At 70.3% G+C, this 15,749-nt stretch carries 13 protein-coding genes and 1 tRNA gene; 11 read left to right on the top strand and 3 right to left on the bottom strand.

Going from position 1 to position 15,749, the window contains the following annotated elements; genetic code table 11:
* Positions 1 to 149 precede the first annotated feature (149 nt).
* From ACFV5N_RS14575 to ACFV5N_RS14545, 7 genes are all read left to right on the top strand, one after another.
* Positions 150 to 1,352: a DNA polymerase III subunit delta' gene (locus ACFV5N_RS14575; RefSeq protein ID WP_385598827.1), complete on the top strand. Its 1,203-nt coding sequence runs from the start codon at positions 150 to 152 to the stop codon at positions 1,350 to 1,352.
* A 52-nt stretch (positions 1,353 to 1,404) separates the two neighbouring features.
* A complete protein-coding gene (locus ACFV5N_RS14570; RefSeq protein ID WP_385598825.1) occupies positions 1,405 to 3,021 on the top strand; it encodes an alpha/beta hydrolase in 1,617 nt (538 codons plus the stop codon).
* A gap of 230 nt (positions 3,022 to 3,251) precedes the next feature.
* Positions 3,252 to 3,325, top strand: a tRNA-Thr gene (locus ACFV5N_RS14565).
* A gap of 421 nt (positions 3,326 to 3,746) precedes the next feature.
* Positions 3,747 to 4,490: an NUDIX domain-containing protein gene (locus tag ACFV5N_RS14560; protein ID WP_385598822.1), complete on the top strand. Its 744-nt coding sequence runs from the start codon at positions 3,747 to 3,749 to the stop codon at positions 4,488 to 4,490.
* Positions 4,491 to 5,651: a purine phosphorylase gene (locus ACFV5N_RS14555; protein WP_385598820.1), complete on the top strand. Its 1,161-nt coding sequence runs from the start codon at positions 4,491 to 4,493 to the stop codon at positions 5,649 to 5,651.
* Positions 5,648 to 7,642 (top strand): hypothetical protein, encoded by a 1,995-nt coding sequence (locus tag ACFV5N_RS14550; protein WP_385598817.1) that lies wholly within the window; start codon positions 5,648 to 5,650, stop codon positions 7,640 to 7,642. Before ACFV5N_RS14555 ends, ACFV5N_RS14550 begins: the two co-directional genes overlap by 4 nt.
* 77 nt (positions 7,643 to 7,719) lie before the next feature.
* Positions 7,720 to 8,259: a hypothetical protein gene (locus ACFV5N_RS14545; RefSeq protein ID WP_385598815.1), complete on the top strand. Its 540-nt coding sequence runs from the start codon at positions 7,720 to 7,722 to the stop codon at positions 8,257 to 8,259.
* Between the two features lie 102 nt (positions 8,260 to 8,361).
* On the opposite strand, the gene ACFV5N_RS14540 is transcribed toward ACFV5N_RS14545, so the two are convergent.
* Complete coding sequence (locus tag ACFV5N_RS14540; protein WP_385598812.1) at positions 8,362 to 9,405, bottom strand: L-idonate 5-dehydrogenase; 1,044 nt, start codon at positions 9,403 to 9,405, stop codon at positions 8,362 to 8,364.
* A 17-nt stretch (positions 9,406 to 9,422) separates the two neighbouring features.
* Positions 9,423 to 10,196 carry an SDR family oxidoreductase gene (locus ACFV5N_RS14535; protein WP_385598810.1) on the bottom strand — a complete coding sequence of 258 codons (774 nt, stop codon included), beginning with the start codon at positions 10,194 to 10,196 and terminating at the stop codon, positions 9,423 to 9,425.
* Between the two features lie 127 nt (positions 10,197 to 10,323).
* On the opposite strand from ACFV5N_RS14535, the gene ACFV5N_RS14530 reads away from it, so the two are divergent.
* Positions 10,324 to 11,091, top strand: coding sequence for an IclR family transcriptional regulator (locus ACFV5N_RS14530; protein WP_385598807.1), 768 nt, complete (start codon positions 10,324 to 10,326; stop codon positions 11,089 to 11,091).
* Between the two features lie 3 nt (positions 11,092 to 11,094).
* Here the strand turns inward: ACFV5N_RS14530 and ACFV5N_RS14525 are convergent, their stop codons facing one another.
* The gene (locus tag ACFV5N_RS14525; protein ID WP_385598804.1) at positions 11,095 to 13,512 is read right to left on the bottom strand and encodes a polysaccharide lyase family 8 super-sandwich domain-containing protein; all 2,418 of its coding nucleotides are present in this window, start codon (positions 13,510 to 13,512) and stop codon (positions 11,095 to 11,097) included.
* 145 nt (positions 13,513 to 13,657) lie between these two features.
* Between ACFV5N_RS14525 and ACFV5N_RS14520 the strand changes: the two genes are divergently transcribed.
* From ACFV5N_RS14520 to ACFV5N_RS14510, 3 genes are all read left to right on the top strand, one after another.
* Positions 13,658 to 14,362 (top strand): GntR family transcriptional regulator, encoded by a 705-nt coding sequence (locus ACFV5N_RS14520; RefSeq protein WP_385598801.1) that lies wholly within the window; start codon positions 13,658 to 13,660, stop codon positions 14,360 to 14,362.
* The gene (locus tag ACFV5N_RS14515) at positions 14,359 to 15,174 is read left to right on the top strand and encodes a LamB/YcsF family protein (protein WP_385598798.1); all 816 of its coding nucleotides are present in this window, start codon (positions 14,359 to 14,361) and stop codon (positions 15,172 to 15,174) included. Before ACFV5N_RS14520 ends, ACFV5N_RS14515 begins: the two co-directional genes overlap by 4 nt.
* The coding region (locus ACFV5N_RS14510; protein ID WP_385598795.1) for an allophanate hydrolase subunit 1 at positions 15,171 to 15,749 on the top strand (579 nt) is incomplete at its 3' end. The genes ACFV5N_RS14515 and ACFV5N_RS14510, both read left to right, overlap by 4 nt.

Below are 15,749 nucleotides of genomic sequence, written 5' to 3'. Positions count from 1 at the left end.
GGGGTGGAACACTCCTCACATTGTGACGCGATGACCACATAGTGTGATGATCGGTAGTGCAGAATCCATGCGCCCCACGCGGAGTCCACCGATCGGCGCAGCAGGCGGCCCCGGGATGGACTGTCAGTGGGAGACGGCAGAATGTGGGCATGACGGTCTGGGACGAGCTGGTGGGCCAGGACCGGGTCACGGCGCAGCTGACGTCGGCGGCCCGGGACGCCGACGCGTATGTCACGGCGATCGACGCCGGACAGGAGCCGCGGCTGGCCGGCTCCTCGATGACACACGCCTGGCTGTTCACCGGCCCGCCCGGCTCCGGCCGCGCCACCGCGGCGCGCGCCTTCGCCGCCGCGCTCCAGTGCTTGAGCCCCGACCGCGCCCTGGGCGGCACCCCCGGCTGCGGCTTCTGCGACGGCTGCCACACCTCGCTGGTCGGCACCCACGCGGACGTCGAGGTGCTGCGCACCGACCTGCTCACCATCGGCGTCAAGGAGACCCGGGAGCTGGTCCGCCGCGCCCAGCTCTCCCCGGCCGGCGGCCGGTGGCAGGTGATCGTCATGGAGGACGCCGACCGGCTCACCGAGGGCGCCGGGAACGTCCTGCTCAAAGCCGTCGAGGAGCCCGCGCCCCGTACCGTCTGGCTGCTGTGCGCGCCCTCCACGGAGGATGTCCTGCCCACCATCCGCTCGCGCTGTCGCACCCTGTCGCTGCGCACCCCGCCGGTGACCGCCGTCGCCGACATCCTCATGCGGCGGGACGGCGTCGCCCCCGAGGTCGCGCACGCCGCCGCGCAGGCCACCCAGGGGCACATCGACCGCGCCCGGCGGCTGGCCACCGACGAGCGGGCCAGGGAACGGCGGGCCGCCGTACTGCGCATCCCCGAGCGGGTGAGCGACCTGGGCGGGGCACTGCGCGCCGCCCAGGAGCTGGTGGACGCCGCCGCCGAGGACGCCAAGCAGCTGGCCGGCGAGCGGGACGAGAAGGAGACCGAGGAGCTGCGCGCCGCGCTGGGCGCGGCCGACGGCAAGCGGCTGCCGCGCGGCACGGCGGGCGTCATGAAGGACCTGGAGGACCGCCAGAAGCGCCGCGCCACCCGCACCCAGCGGGACACCCTGGACCTGGCGCTCACCGAGCTGACCGGCTTCTACCGCGATGTGCTGGCCCGCCAGCTGGGCACGGCCGTCGCGCTGGCCGGCGGGGAGAGCGCGGCGGCGGTGGAACGGGTGGCGGCGGCGAGCACCCCGGAACGCACCCTGCGCCGGATGGAGGCGATCCTGGCCTGCCGAACGGCACTCGATCGCAATGTTTCCCCGCTCCTCGCGGTGGAGGCGATGACGGTGGCCCTGCGATGAGCGGATACGCTCCAGGGATCACGCGATCAAGGACACGCCACGGGGGCCCGACATGACCCGATTCGCCCGCTCTCTACCTCTGCTGACGGTCGGCGCCCTGCTGCTGACCGCGGCCTGCTCCGCCGAGACCCGCACCGAGGAGCGCCCCAGCCCCTCCCAGACGCCCGCCGACGAGCCGGGCGGCGGCGGCCCGGAGGGCGCCGACGGCGGCTCCGCCGCCGACGCGCCGGTGCTCGACCCGCTGCCCGCGGACATCCCGGCGGACCTCCAGCCGTACTACGAGCAGGAGCTGACCTGGCGCGGCTGCCCCGGCGTCCCCGGCTTCCAGTGCGCGATGCTCACCGTCCCGCTCGACTACGAGAGCGTCGACCCGGCGGACGACATCCAGCTCACCGTCACCCGGGCCCGCGCCGGCGGCGCCGACCGGCTCGGCGCCCTCCTGATGAACCCCGGCGGCCCGGGCGCCTCGGCGGTGGAGTTCGCCCAGGACGCGGCGAACTACATCTTCCCCGCCGAGGTGCGCGAGCAGTACGACATGGTCGGCCTGGACGCGCGCGGCACCGGCGGCAGCGAGCCCGTCGAGTGCCTGACCGGCCCCGAGATGGACGCCACCACCCAGGTGGACCGCACGCCGGACGACGAGGAAGAGATGCAGGCGCTGCTGACCGCGCACGAGGAGTTCGCGGCCGGCTGCCAGGCCAACTCCGGGCGGCTGCTGGAGCACATCTCCACCATCGAGTCGGCCCGCGACATGGACGTCCTGCGCTCGGTCCTCGGTGACGAACGCCTCCACTACGTGGGCTTCTCCTACGGCACCAAGCTGGGCGCGGTGTACGCCGGCCTCTTCCCGCAGCGGGTCGGTCACCTGGTGCTGGACGCCGCCGTGGACCCGCGGCTGTCCACCCTGGACCTGGACCGCGAACAGGCGGGCGGGTTCGAGACGGCGTTCCGCTCCTTCGCCGCCGACTGCGCCTCCCGCCGCTCCTGCCCGCTGGGCAGCGAGGGCGGCGACGACGCCTCGGCCAACCTCCTCGCCTTCTTCGCGGAGCTCGACGCGACCCCCCTGGAGACCGGCCAGGACCGCCCGCTGACCGAATCGCTGGCCACCACCGGCGTGGCCATGGCGCTGTACAGCGAGTCCCTGTGGTCCGAACTGCGCCAGGCCCTGACCGCGGCCATGGAGGACGGCGACGGCGCACCCCTGCTGGCGCTGGCCGACGCGTACAACGAACGCGAGCCCGACGGCTCGTACGGCACCACGATGTTCGCGTTCCCGGCGATCAGCTGCCTGGACAGCCCGGCCGCGACCACCACCCCCGAGGAGGTGCTGGCCCAGCTCCCGGAGTACGAGGAGGCGTCCCCGACCTTCGGCCGTGACTTCGCCTGGGCCACCCTGCTGTGCGGCGTGTGGCCGGTGGAGCCCAGCGGCACCCCGCTGACCATCCCGGCGGCCGGCGCCGACCCGATCCTGGTGATCGGCACCACCCGCGACCCGGCCACCCCGTTCTCCTGGGCGGAGGGCCTGGCGGACCAGCTCCAGTCCGGCATCCTGCTGACCTACGACGGCGACGGCCACGGCGCGTACGGCAGCGACAGCTGTGTCGACGCGGTGGTGAACGACTACCTTCTGGCCAACACGACTCCCGAGGAAGGTGCTTCTTGCCCATAGCCTGTGCGGGCTTCCGGCCCGCGATCTCGGCCCGCACGGAGGGTGAACCCCTCCCTGCGGGCGTGACGGACACCGAACTGGACGCCCATTTAAGCCAGTGCCGCGACTGCAACCGGTGGGCCCGCCACCTGCGAGCCCTCCGCGCGGCGACGGACGACCTCCTCCACCGCCGCCCCCGCCGCGGTGTGACCCCACCCCCCACCCCCATGTAGACTCTTCACGCACCACCCGCCGCCTTAGCTCAGTCGGCCAGAGCGACGCACTCGTAATGCGTAGGTCAAGGGTTCGATTCCCTTAGGCGGCTCACCAGGAAGCCCAGGTCACATGCACCGTGACCTGGGCTTTTCCGTTGTGCGATGTGGCCTGCGTGCCGACCGCGGGTACGGCGCCCCGAGCGCCTTCCTCGAGTTCTCGCGCAACCGACCGTGCCGAGTGCTCGCCCTCCCTTGTTGCTCTTCAGGACATTCGCCGTTGCTCCGGTTCTCGTCCGTTGTCGCCAACAGCCACTCGATGCTCTCCGATACCTCTGGACCACCGGCCCCCCGCATGCCGCCGAAGCGTAAGCACCCGTTCATGAGTTGCTCGGAGGCCTGACGCCGGGCCGGTCGGGTGCAGACGGGGCGAGCAACGAGTTGTGCGCGGGACATCCCGCCATGCAGCGTGAGTGACCCCCAATCCCGCCCCCTTCTTGTCAGAATGACAGAAACGGCCGTAGCCTATGGGACATGCACGCTGACGACTGGTCACCCCCGCCTGTGTTGCTGACGGTCGACCTGGTGATTCTCACGCTGCGTGAGGGTCGCCTGTGTGTCTTGCTCGTGGAGCGGGGCGAAGATCCTTTTCAGGGCATGCTGGCTCTGCCTGGTGGGTTCCTCAATCACGCCGGTGAGCAGATTCTGGACGCCGCCCATCGTGAGTTGAGTGAGGAAACCGCTCTGGCTGCCGGGGCGGTGCATCTGGAACAGCTCGCCGTCTACGGGGACGCGAGCCGCGATCCACGGGGACGAGTCATTTCCGTGGCCCACTTGGCGATCGCACCGGGACTCCCCGAACCGGTGGCGGGAACGGACGCCATGGATGCCGCGTGGGTTCCCGCGGAAGCCGTCCTGTCCGGCGAGGTAGCACTGGCCTTCGACCACGACCGGATTGTGGCAGACGGAATCGAACGCGCACGAACCAAGCTCGAATTCACGGCGCTGGCGATGGCTTTCTGTGGAGAGGTCTTCACGATAGCCGAGCTGCGGCAGGTGTACGAGGCGGTCTGGGGTACTGAACTCGACACCCGCAATTTCTATCGAAAAGTCCAAGCTGTAAAGGGGTTCATCGTTCCCGTGACGTCGGGGCGCAGGAGCACGGGAGGTCGGCCCGCGCGGCTGTACCGGGCCGGGCCGAAGACGGCGTTGTTCCCACCGCTGCTCCGGCCTGTGCCGTCCGGAATGGAAGAGGAAACGAGAAAGCAAGGGGAATAAGTGTCCAATGATCTGGTGGTCATTCTCACCGCCCTCAACCTTGAGTACGACGCTGTCCGGCGGAAACTGGACGGTGCGCGGGTGCACCGCCACGAGCGAGGGACGCGGTTCGAGATGGGAACCGTGCAGGGCACTTCATGTCGTGTAGTGCTCGGTCTGACGAACAAGGGAAATCATTCCGCTGCGGTGATCGCTGAGCGCGCCATACAGGAGTTCTCGCCGGTGGCCGTGATGTTCGTCGGTGTAGCCGGCGCCCTGTGGAGCACGGCCAGGCTCGGAGACGTGGTGATGGCGACACATGTGTACGCCTACCACGGCGGGACCAGCGAGGACGACGGACTCAAGGGTCGCCCTCGGGTATGGGAGACGGCGCACGGCATCAGCCAGCTCGGCTCGCATCTGGCGCGCATGAACGACTGGGCCGATGCCACGCCCGACCGCGGGCGGGCGCCACAGGTGCGCTTCGGCGCGATCGCCGCCGGCGAGGTCGTACAGAACTCGAGGGTCTCCGCCGAGGCGCGGTGGATCCGACAGCATTACAACGACGCGCTCGCAATCGAGATGGAGGCCGCCGGTGTCGCGCAGGCCGCTCATCTCAATGGGGCACCAGTGGCCATTATCCGGGGAATCAGCGACCGAGCGGATGGTACGAAGAGCAGCGCGAAGGACCGCAACTGGCAACCGCGTGCCGCAGCGAACGCAGCGGCATTCGCCACACGGCTGGCCGTGGAATTAGTCGAGGAACAGGAGCAGATCGCTATGTCTCAGGCCAAGAGGGACAGTGGGGTTGGGCCGAAAGAGCATGTCAGTAATACTGCCCACCACAGCACCGTTGGCATTATGGCTGCCTCCGTCAGTGAGAGCAGCGTCTACATGAACGCGAATCCGAAGGTGACGGGTCCGGCGGATATCCTCACGGAACTGGACGGCTTCCACGAGCATCTGAGGCGCCACCACGCCAAGGGTGTCCTCGACGACGACACCCACCGAGAGGCACTGGCCGAACTGGGGGCCGCTCGTCGGGCGGTAAGAGAGAACACTCCCGAGTCCCCGAAGAGGGTGACCATGGCGCTCAAGAGGTTACGGGGGCTGATCGCAGACATTCCCGAGTTGGCAGCCAGGCTGGCACCGCTGGTGGCTGCGACGGGTGATTTGGCATGAACGAAGACGGCACCAATGTCACGTACAGTTCGGCCGCGTACGACTCCACCGTCGGAATCCAGGCCGAGACGGTGCACAACTCCACCGTCAACTTCGTCAGTCCCGATGCCTCGCCGCAGGAGAAGTACAGGGTCGGTCTCCGGTTCCTGGACGAAGGCGTCCCCAGCCGTGCTCGCGACTTGATCAGTGAGGCGATTGCTCACGGATACGACAACGCGGAAGTTCGTTTCCACTGGGTACTCGCCATGCTCAGTGCGCGCGACCATCATGACCTCAGCGCCGAAGAAGGACAACGGCTGCGCCACGCCTTCGAGCACACAGAAGCCTACTCGGAGGGAGAGTGGAAGGACGCACTGCGCGTCGCGTTCGGGTTGATAGGGATGCCCAGAACGGCGAAGGGCGAAGAGGAGCAGCTGGTACTGGAGCGCTTGCACAACTTGGACCCTCGCCGACGAGACGCGATTCTCCATCATCTCGACCTGGTACTCGCTGGAGAGCTGAAGGAAGGAGTGTGGGCTGAGTACCGCAAGCGGGCGGAGGCGGCGCGCTTCGGTAACAACCGGATCCAGCGAGCCTGGGCCTATTTCGTTCCGGACCCGATCGGGCCACGGGCTTTGCCGCCCCGTCCGAGCACCGCTGCTGCGGCGCGTGCAGCTCTCCCGGTCCAAGCCGGTCTGTTCGTCGTCGCCGCCGCATTCCTCGGTATCTTGGCTCTGATAGCGGATCCCGCTGCGGCCGTCGTGGAGTTGCTGGTGGCCCTCGGAGCGGGACTGGTCGCAGCGCGCTCCGGCCGCCGATGGTGGTACCAGAAACATCAGCTCGGGATCAGGGTCCATGAATCTCTTGTCCCGTACCTGCGCGATCCGGCTGCTACCGGAGACGGATTCACCAACCGCGTCCGCCATTCGTTCGATTACTACTTCAGTGTGCGCGTGCCTCACGGATTCACTGCGGAGGAATGGCTGGGTTATACCCTCCATGTCCGCAACAGGCTCGTCGCCGAGATCGCGTTTCTCTACCGCGAGAGTCGCATCAGCGTGGACCGGGTCAACTGGCTGATCCGCTATCTTGCTGAGGATGCCCGAGAGCGTCACAACAAAGGTACGCTGTTCAGTGATCACTACCAGAACCGGAATGAGACACCTGCGGCGAAGGCGCTGTGTGTGATCGCCCTCATCGCTCTGGGTATCACAACGCAGTTGTTGCTCGGAACGATTTTCTCAGACGGCGACGCCTCGCAGATTCCGTGGGCCATTCTGGCCGTGATCGGCGCGGTGTGGTCCGGGCACGCGGCGGCGTCCCGTTGGCTTGAGGCCGAGGGTGAAGACCGCCGCATCGCGAAGGAAACCCAGGAGTACCAAGAGCGCCTTGCTGCCCGGAAAATCGCGTACGACAACTGGAAATCCTACCTGGCCGCTACGCGGCCGACCGAACTGGAAATGGAGACCTGGCTTACTTGCGACAAGACGTTGTTTGTCGATGAAGCCCTCCGGCATTATCAGCTCACGTGGCGCGATCTGATCGCCCACACCATTCTGATGACGCCGGCGCGCCCTTACAAGCGAGGGCGTGTGAGGGGTGGCCCTTGGCGATACTCGCGCTACGGCTTCCGTCTCTTCCTGGTCACGCAGGATGGTGTTCGCGAAATCAGCATGGAGTTCGATTTCACCGACGCAAAATGTGGGGACAAGCAGCGGAGCAACTATCGGTTCGACGCGTTGTCCTCCGTGCAGGTCTCGGAACGCACCAATGTCGGCTACGACCTGGAACTCGTTCTCACCAACGGCCCGGCCAGGTCCATCCGTGTCAAAGACGCCGACACCCATCAGCTGGCACCTGGCGAAAGTGCCGAGGAAATTTCAGAAATCAACCTCGACGCGGCAGGATTCACCCAGACCTTCCGTCTCCTTGAAGGGATCGCGGCTGACGGAAAGGGTTGGATCGAACGTAACAGCCCTCACCGCCTGCCATCCTTCGGTACTGCCGACTGAGTGTCCGCGGCGGGCAGGGGCCGGAGCGCCGGAATCTGCCCGCCCACTTATCAGCCTGCCGGAATCTCAGCTCAGGAATGGCTGTGGCTGCCATCGAAGACATTACCGAGAGTAAGCTTTTACTGGCCGAATACGACCGCATCAAGGAGGAGCAGAAGACCCGGATAGGTTTCCGCGACAACCTGCTCTACTTCACGCTCGCCGCCTCCACCGCGGTCCTGGCGATCACCGTCCAGAGCGGGCATACGCCATTGCTGCTCGCCATCCCTGCGATCTGCCTGGTCCTGGGCTGGACCTACCTGGTCAACGACGAGAAAATCTCTGCGATCGGCTGCTACATCCGTGACCGGCTGGGACCGCGATTGGCCGAACTCAGCGCCGCTCAGGGTGCAGTGTTCGGCTGGGAGATCTACCACCGCGACGACGCAAGCCGCGGTACGCGCAAGAGAATCCAGATCTCTGTGGATCTGTTCACGTACGTGGCCTTGCCGGTGATCTGTGTGACTGCGTTCTTGTGCTCTCCTTCCGTCCAGCCCCTACTCGTGATCGTTTCGTTCGGCCAGACGTTTGCCCAGGTGGTGCTGGGCTGGCAGTTTCTGCGCCATGCGGAATGGTAGAGCCACTCTGCGGCCCCGTGTCATGTGCAATGGGCGGGGCGGAGAACTCACTTGGCCTCCCTGTCCGAAGAACGACGGCCGGACGGGGAGGCGGGGACTTTCTCAGGTGGAGAGGTCCAGCAGGACCTTGGAGGCCGTTGTGCGGTCTCCGGCCAGGGTGAAGGCCTCCGTTGCGCGGTCGAGGGGGAAGGTGTGGGTGACGACCGGGCCGACGGGGAGGCCGGTGGCCAGGAGGGTCAGGGCCTCGTCGAATTCGGTGTCGAAGCGGAAGGCGCCGCGCAGGTCGAGTTCGCGGGTGACCGTGACGTTGCCCAGCAGGCCGATCTCGCCCGGGGGCAGCAGGCCCAGCAGGACGACGGTGCCGCCGCGGCGGGTGCGTTCCACGCAGGTGCGCAGGCCGGCCGGGGCGCCGGAGGCTTCGATCGTGAGGTCGAACGGTGTTTCCCAGGCCGGGTCGTCGGGGTGGTCGGCCCGGACGGTGGCGGTGGCGCCCACCGCCGTGGCGATGCGCAGGGGCTCGTCCACCAGGTCGGAGGCCACGATCTCGGCCGCGCCCCGGTGGCCCAGGGCCGCGACGACGAGGCAGCCGATGGGGCCGGCGCCGGTGACCAGGACGCGCTTGCCCCGGACGTCGCCGGCCCGGTTGACGGCGTGCAGCGCGACGGAGAGGGGTTCGGCCAGGACGGCGCGGTCCAGGGCGAGGCCCGGCGGCAGCGCACGGAGCTGGGCCGCGGGCACGTTGACGCGCTGGGCGAACCCGCCCTGGACGTGCGGCAGGTGGGCGGCGCTGCCGAGGTAGCGGGTGTGGCCGCAGATGTTGCGGCGGTCGGCGGCGCACTCGGGGCAGCTGCCGCACGGGGTAGCGGGGTGGATCGCGACGGGGGTGCCGACCGCAGGCCCGGTGGTGGTGGGTCCGAGGGCCGCCACGTGGCCCACCACCTCGTGGCCGAGCACCATCGGTTCGCGCACGGCGAAGTCGCCGACCCGGCCCCGGTGGTAGTAGTGCAGGTCAGAGCCGCAGATCCCGCCGAGCGCGACGGCGACGGCGATCTCGCCGGGGCCTGGCCCGGGGGTGGCGCGTTCCTCGATCCGCAGGTCGCCGGCGGCGTGCACGGTGCAGGCGCGGACGGTGGTGGGGTGGTGCATGGAGGGCTCCGGAGGGGTTACAGGACGGAGAGCATGCCGCCGTCGACGTACAGCAGTTGCCCGTTGACGAAGTCGGAGGCGGGGGAGGCGAGGAAGAGCAGGGCACCGACCAGGTCCTGGGTCTGTCCCCAGCGGCCGGCCGGGGTGCGCTTGCGGACCCAGGCGCTGAACTCCTCGTCCGCGACCAGCGCGGAGGTCAGTTCGGTGTCGAAGTAGCCGGGGCCGATGCCGTTGACCTGGATGCCGGAGGGGCCGAGGTCGGCGCACATGCCCTTGGTGAGCATCTTCAGGCCGCCCTTGGTGGCTGAGTAGGGCGCGATGCCCGGGCGGACGGCCTCGCTCTGGAGCGAGCAGATGTTGATGATCTTGCCCTGTCCCCGGGGCACCATGCGCCGGGCGACCTCGCGGCCGACGAGGAAGGCGCTGGTGAGGTTGGTGTCGAGCAGGCCGTGCCAGTCCTCGTCGGTGAAGTCGGTGAACGGGGCGCGGCGCTGGGCGCCGGTGTTGTTGACCAGGATGTCGATTGCTCCGGCCCGCTCCTCGACGCGGGCGACCGCGGCGGCGACGGCGGTGGAGTCGGTGACGTCGAAGGGTTCGGCGAGGACGGTGGCGTCGGGGAAGGTCTCGGCCAGTTCGCGGCGGGTCGCTTCGAGGGTGGTGGCGTCGCGGCCGTTGAGGACGACGGTGCAGCCGGCCTCCAGCAGCCCGGTGGCCAGCGCCCGGCCGATGCCGCGGCTCGATCCGGTGACCAGGGCCACCTTGCCGGTGACGTCGAACAGGGGGTGGCTCATCGGTATCCTCTCGGGTTTCCACTGAGTGGGAAACATATCTGCTGACCGGAAAACATCGTCCGCGCCGGTGGGGAGCGCTGTCAAGCGGTGGATGGGAAGCCTTTCCGGCCAGTGGTAATTTCCTGGGATGAGCAGCACCGAAGTGCCGTCCGACGTCGTCGGCCGGGCGATCCGGCTGCTCGTCCTGGTCGGCGAGCACCCGCACGGCATCACGCTCTCCGAGCTGTCCCGGGCGAGCGGCGTCCCCGTCAGCACGGCGCACCGGCTGGTCAACGCGCTGTGCCGCGAGGGCCTGGTCGATCTCGAAACGGCGGGCAAGCGCTACAAGCCGGGCCTGCGCCTGTTCCAGCTCGGCCAGCAGGCGGGCCAGGTGTACGGGTTCGCCGGCACCGCCCTCCCCGTGATGCGGCGGGTGACGGAGCGCACCGAGGAAGCCACCCTCATGTCCGTCCTCGACGGCACCCGCCACCTGTACGTGCACTACGTGGACGGCCCGCTGCCGGTCGGCGTGCGCAGCGAACCCGGCCGCCACGGCCCCCTGCACTGCACCTCGATGGGCAAGGTCCTGATGGCCTTCGCCCCCGAGGAGGTACGCGAGGACCTGCTGGAGCGGGTGGAGCTCACTCCGTACGGCCCGAACAGCATCACCGACCGCGCCCGGCTGCGTGAGGAGGTCCTGCGCGCCGCCGACCGCGGCTACGCCACCGCCGACGAGGAACACCACGCCGGGCTGCGCGCCGTGGCCGTGCCGATCCTGCGCCCGGACGGCACCGCGTTCGCCTGCCTGTCCACCGCCGCCCCGGCCTTCCGCCGCGGCATGGCGGAGCTGGTCGCGCTGGTGCCCCTGCTCCGGGACGCCGCCACCGAACTGGGCGTCCGGCTGCCCGCCCGCTGACGGTCAGCGCAGGTGCGCGGTGAGGCTGCGGCCGTGGAGCCGGCGGGTGTCCGCCACCAGCCGCGTACCGCCGCCCGTCCGGTGGACGCGCACGCCCGGGTCCGCCGCGGCGGGGCGGAGGCGGCGGCCGTGCAGGGTGACGGAGACGCGGTCGCGTTCCGTCGTCGGATCCGCCACCGCGATCCGCAGGGAACCGTCGGGGAGCGTGTGGAGGACGACGCAGGCCGGGCCGTCGATGGTCAGCTCGCCGGTGCGGTGGGGCCCCGGGGTGAAGGTGTTGGCCATCAGGAGGGACAGGCCGTGGTGGTGCACCGCCTGGAGGGCGGGGGTGTTGGACAGCAGCGAGAGGGGGCGGTGCGCGTAGGCGGTCAGCCGGTCCCGCGTGGCGTGGGGGACCAGCGCGTAGGCCAGGGAGGCCGGGGCGGCGCCCGCGGGGTGCGTCACCCGGAGGGAGAAGACCTGCTTCGTCACCGGGGTGCCGGGGTTCGCGGTGCGGACCAGCCGGCGGTCGGCCGTGACGGTGTCGATCGAGGCCCGCGGGTGGTCGCCGCCGAGGAAGACGTAGCCCATCGAGAAGTCCGGGCCCGCGCAGTGCAGTCCGGCGGGCGGCCCGGCGAGCGGGGTGAGGACGAGCGGGTCGGCGGGGTCCGCGACGCGGGTGTCCAGGGTGGTGGTCAGGGGCCGGGAGAGCGGGTCGTGCACGTCGGCGGCCAGGACGACGATCTCGTCGTCGAACAGGAACCACGACTTCGTGGCGCGGGCGGCCGCGTAGGTGACGAAGTCCGGGGGGAGTGCGTGGCGGGCCGCGTACGCCGCGTCGTCGCCGAGGACCAGGGCCGCCGTTCCGTACGGGCCGAGGCGGGCGCCGCCTGAGTGGGTGTTGGTGGCGAGCGGGAAGTAGACGTACCGGTTCTGGGCCTCGGAGGAGGCGGTGAAGCCCGCCTCCGGGTTGTCGTACCACGGTGTGCCGTAGAGATCAGGGACCGTGCGGCGCTGCTCCTCCGGGGCCGTCACACCCGCCAGGTGGTGCGGTGGCACCACCGTGTAGTGGTCGAGACCGAACGTCCGCGACTGGTCCTGGCCGGTCAGGTAGAGGTGGTGGGCGCCGCAGCCCTGGAACCAGGGCCGCAGGTTCTCGCCGTTCATGTACTCGTACATGCTGATCCGCCGCGAGCCGCGGGCCAGCGCGAAGGCCCAGCCGGGGCGGCGGTGGACGGTGCGGTCCATCGCGTTGAACGCGGCGTGGCCGGGGGTCTTGGCCAGGTCGGCCGCCGGGACCGAGGCGTCGGCCAGGATGTCGGCGTGGCGCGCGATGGTCAGGGGGGAGGCGAACGCCGCCGGGTCGGGCGGTGTCTTCGAGGTCTGCTGGAGGTACTTCACATAGCCCTGGAGCGCGGTGCTGTCGGCCAGGGCGGTGACGGCCTCCACGACGGCGGAGACATCCGCGTACCCGGTCTGTGGGCGGGAGACGGTGCGGCCCTTGACGATCTCCATCATCCAGCCCTCGAAGATCACCGGGGCGAAGCCGCGCACCACCCAGTCCTGGATGACGGAGGTGAGCGCCGTGGTGTCGGTGTAGTCCGTGCCGCGCAGCAGCTGGACGGTCTGGACGGCGCGGGTGAGGAGGTTCTTGCCGTAGGCGCCGGTGTAGGCGACCGATTCGTGCTGGAGGAAGGAGCCGTCGGCGTGGAAGCCGTCGCCCTCCTCGACCGTGGCGTACACCGTGAGCTGGTCGGCCACCGCCTTGGCGATACGGGCGTCGTCGCCGGTGGCGGCGCCCTGGAGGACGCGGTTGGTGGTGATGTCGGCGAGGTTGGCGCCGGTGTGGAAGCGGGAGCCGAGGTCGACGTCGCCGTCCTTGCCGTTGCGCAGGTAGGCGTCCATCGAGGCCAGGTACGTGGCGGTCAGGCCGGGGCGGTGGGTGGCGAGTTCGTCGCGCAGCAGGAGCAGGGTCCTGCTGACGTGGGTGGAGATTCCGATCTCCCAGGTGAACCAGTTGCCGTAGTAGCCGCGTTCCTGGTCGCCGTAGTACGTGACGTGGAGGCGGTCCAGGGCGTCGATGACCCGGCGGGCGGTGGCGGTGTCGCCGGAGAGCCGGGTGGCGAGCGCGATCTCGTACAGGTAGCGGTAGGTGGTGTGCAGGTTCGGGTCGCTGGTGCCCAGGGGGAGGCCGCGGAAGAGTTCGCCCGGGGCGGCCAGGTCCATCGCGCTGAGGTGGTTCCGCGCCGCCTCGGCCAGGGCCGCGAGCCTCGGGGCCACCTCCGGGCGGGCGTTGGACTCCGCGGTGCCCGTCAGGAGTGCGACGGCGTTGGCCCGTACGGTGCCGGGACCGCTGTCCTGGCCGGCCGCCGCGGCGGTACGGGAGCGCGCGGACACGGCCAGGGCCGCCGTCATCAGCAGGGTGCGGCGCGAGAGCTGCATGGGCCACTCCAGGTGCCGGTGCCTGCCCCTATGATCCGGCAGCACGGGGGGATTGCCCAGGGCCCCGGTTTCAGCCGGGTAAATCCCCGGTCAACTCCGGTCGACCCGTATCGCCATACGGTGGATCCACTGTATACAGAGGGGCATGAGCCGAGCAGACCGAACTCCCCGGAGCGACGCGGGCGGTGTGGACACCGTCACGAGTGAGCTGCGCCGACTGATCGTGGAGGGCGTCTACCCGCCCGGGCACCGCCTGGTCCAGGACGAACTCGCGGACCGCTTCGGCGTGAGCCGCATCCCGCTGCGCGAGGCCATGCGCACGCTGGTCAGCGAGGGGCTGCTGCGCTCGACCCCCGGGCGCGGCACCTTCGTGACGGTGCTCGACCTGGAGGAGATCGACGAGGTCTACAACCTGCGCCGGCTGATCGAACCGAGCTTCGCCGAGCACGTCGCCGAACGCGTGTCCCGGCGCGACATCAGCCGGTTCGAGGAGATGGTGGCCCACATGGACCGCGTCGCCGAGACCGGCGCCGACTCCTGGTCCCGCACCAACCTCGCCTTCCACCTCGACATGTACCGGCTCTCCCGGCTGCCGCTGCGCTACGAGATCATCGCGCAGATGTACCACCGCCTGGAGCCGTACTCGCGGTTCTACGTGCACGGCACCTGCGCCTACGACCGCGTGCAGCGGGAACACGCCGCCATGGTGCGGGCCCTCGCCGACGGCGACGCCGCCGAACTCGCCCGGCAGATCACCGCGCACATCGACGGCGGGCAGCAAGGACTGCACACCGCCTGGGAGAAGAGCGGCGGCGCCATCCAGAACTACTGGGCGGAGTCCGGCCGATGACCGCGCTCGCCCTCAACACCGATGTCGGCGAGGGGTTCGGCGCCTGGGGCCCGGCCGACGAGGGTCCGCTCCTGGACCAGGTCACCGCCGCCAACGTCGCCTGCGGATTCCACGCCGGGGACCCCGACATCCTGCGCCGTACCTGCGCGGACGCCGCCGCCCGGGGCGTGGCCATCGGCGCGCAGGTCTCCTACCGCGACCTGGCCGGTTTCGGCCGCCGCTTCATCGAGGTGCCGCCCGCCACACTCGTCAACGAACTGCTGTACCAGATGGGCGCGCTCGAAGTGTTCGCCCGCCTGGCCGGCAGCCGGATCAGCTATGTGAAGGCGCACGGCGCCCTCTACAACGCGGCGGCCCGGCACGCCGGGCACGCCGGTGCGATCGTCGAGGCCGTCGTCCGCTACGACCGCCGCCTGCCGCTGCTGTGCCAGCCGCGCACCGAGGTCTGGGACCGCGCGCTGGCCGCCGGAGTGCGCCCGCTGGCCGAGGCGTTCGTGGACCGGGGCTACACCGACGAGGGCCTGCTGGTCCCGCGTTCCCAGCCGGGCGCCGTCATCACGGAACCGGCCGAGGCGGCGCGGCGCGCGCTGCGGATGGCGCAGAGCGGGACGGTGCTCTCCGCCGGTGGCCGTACGGTACGGGTCGCCCCGGACGGCGGGGACATCGCGGCCCTGTGCGTGCACAGCGACACGCCGGGCGCCGTCGCCATCGCGGCGGCGGTGCGCCGGGCGCTGGCGGCGGGCGGGGTCACCGTGGGCGCCCCCGGGGAACTCCCGGACGCGGCCGGGGAATCGGTGGAGGTCGCACCGTGAGCGGCGGCGCGGCGCGGCTGCGGCGGGCCGGGGACCGCGGCTGGCTGATCGAGTGTCCCGGCCGCCGACCCGCCGAACTGGCCCTGGCGATCCGCGCCGCGTCCTGGCCGGAGCGACTGCGGGAGGTCGTCCCGGCGGCCACCACCGTGCTGGTGGTGGCGGAGCGCGCCGCCGCCATGGACCGGCTGGCCGCCCGGCTGACCGCGTTCCTGGACGGCGACGGCGACCGGGACGGCGACGGCGACGGCGACGGGAACGGCATACGGCGCGCCCCGCCGCCCGCCCCCCGCACCGTGGTGATCCCGGTCCGCTACGAGGGCGCCGACCTGGACGCGGTCGCCGCCCGCGCCGGCCTCACCCGGGCCGAGGTCATCCGCCGGCACACCGGCGGCGCGCACACCGTCGCGTTCTTCGGCTTCGCCCCCGGCTTCGCCTACCTGGACGGCCTGCCGGAACCCCTCCGGCTGCCCCGGCTGGACAGCCCGCGCGAGCGGGTCCCCGCCGGTGTGGTGGCCATCGCCGGAAACCAGACCGTGGTCTACCCCGGCGGCACCCCCGGCGGCTGGCACCAGATC

This window comes from Streptomyces sp. NPDC059853 (genome assembly GCF_042731495.1).
GTDB lineage: Bacteria > Actinomycetota > Actinomycetes > Streptomycetales > Streptomycetaceae > Streptomyces.
The sequence above is the reverse complement of the archived record's forward strand: the minus strand, read 5'-3'. Positions and strand labels throughout refer to the sequence as shown.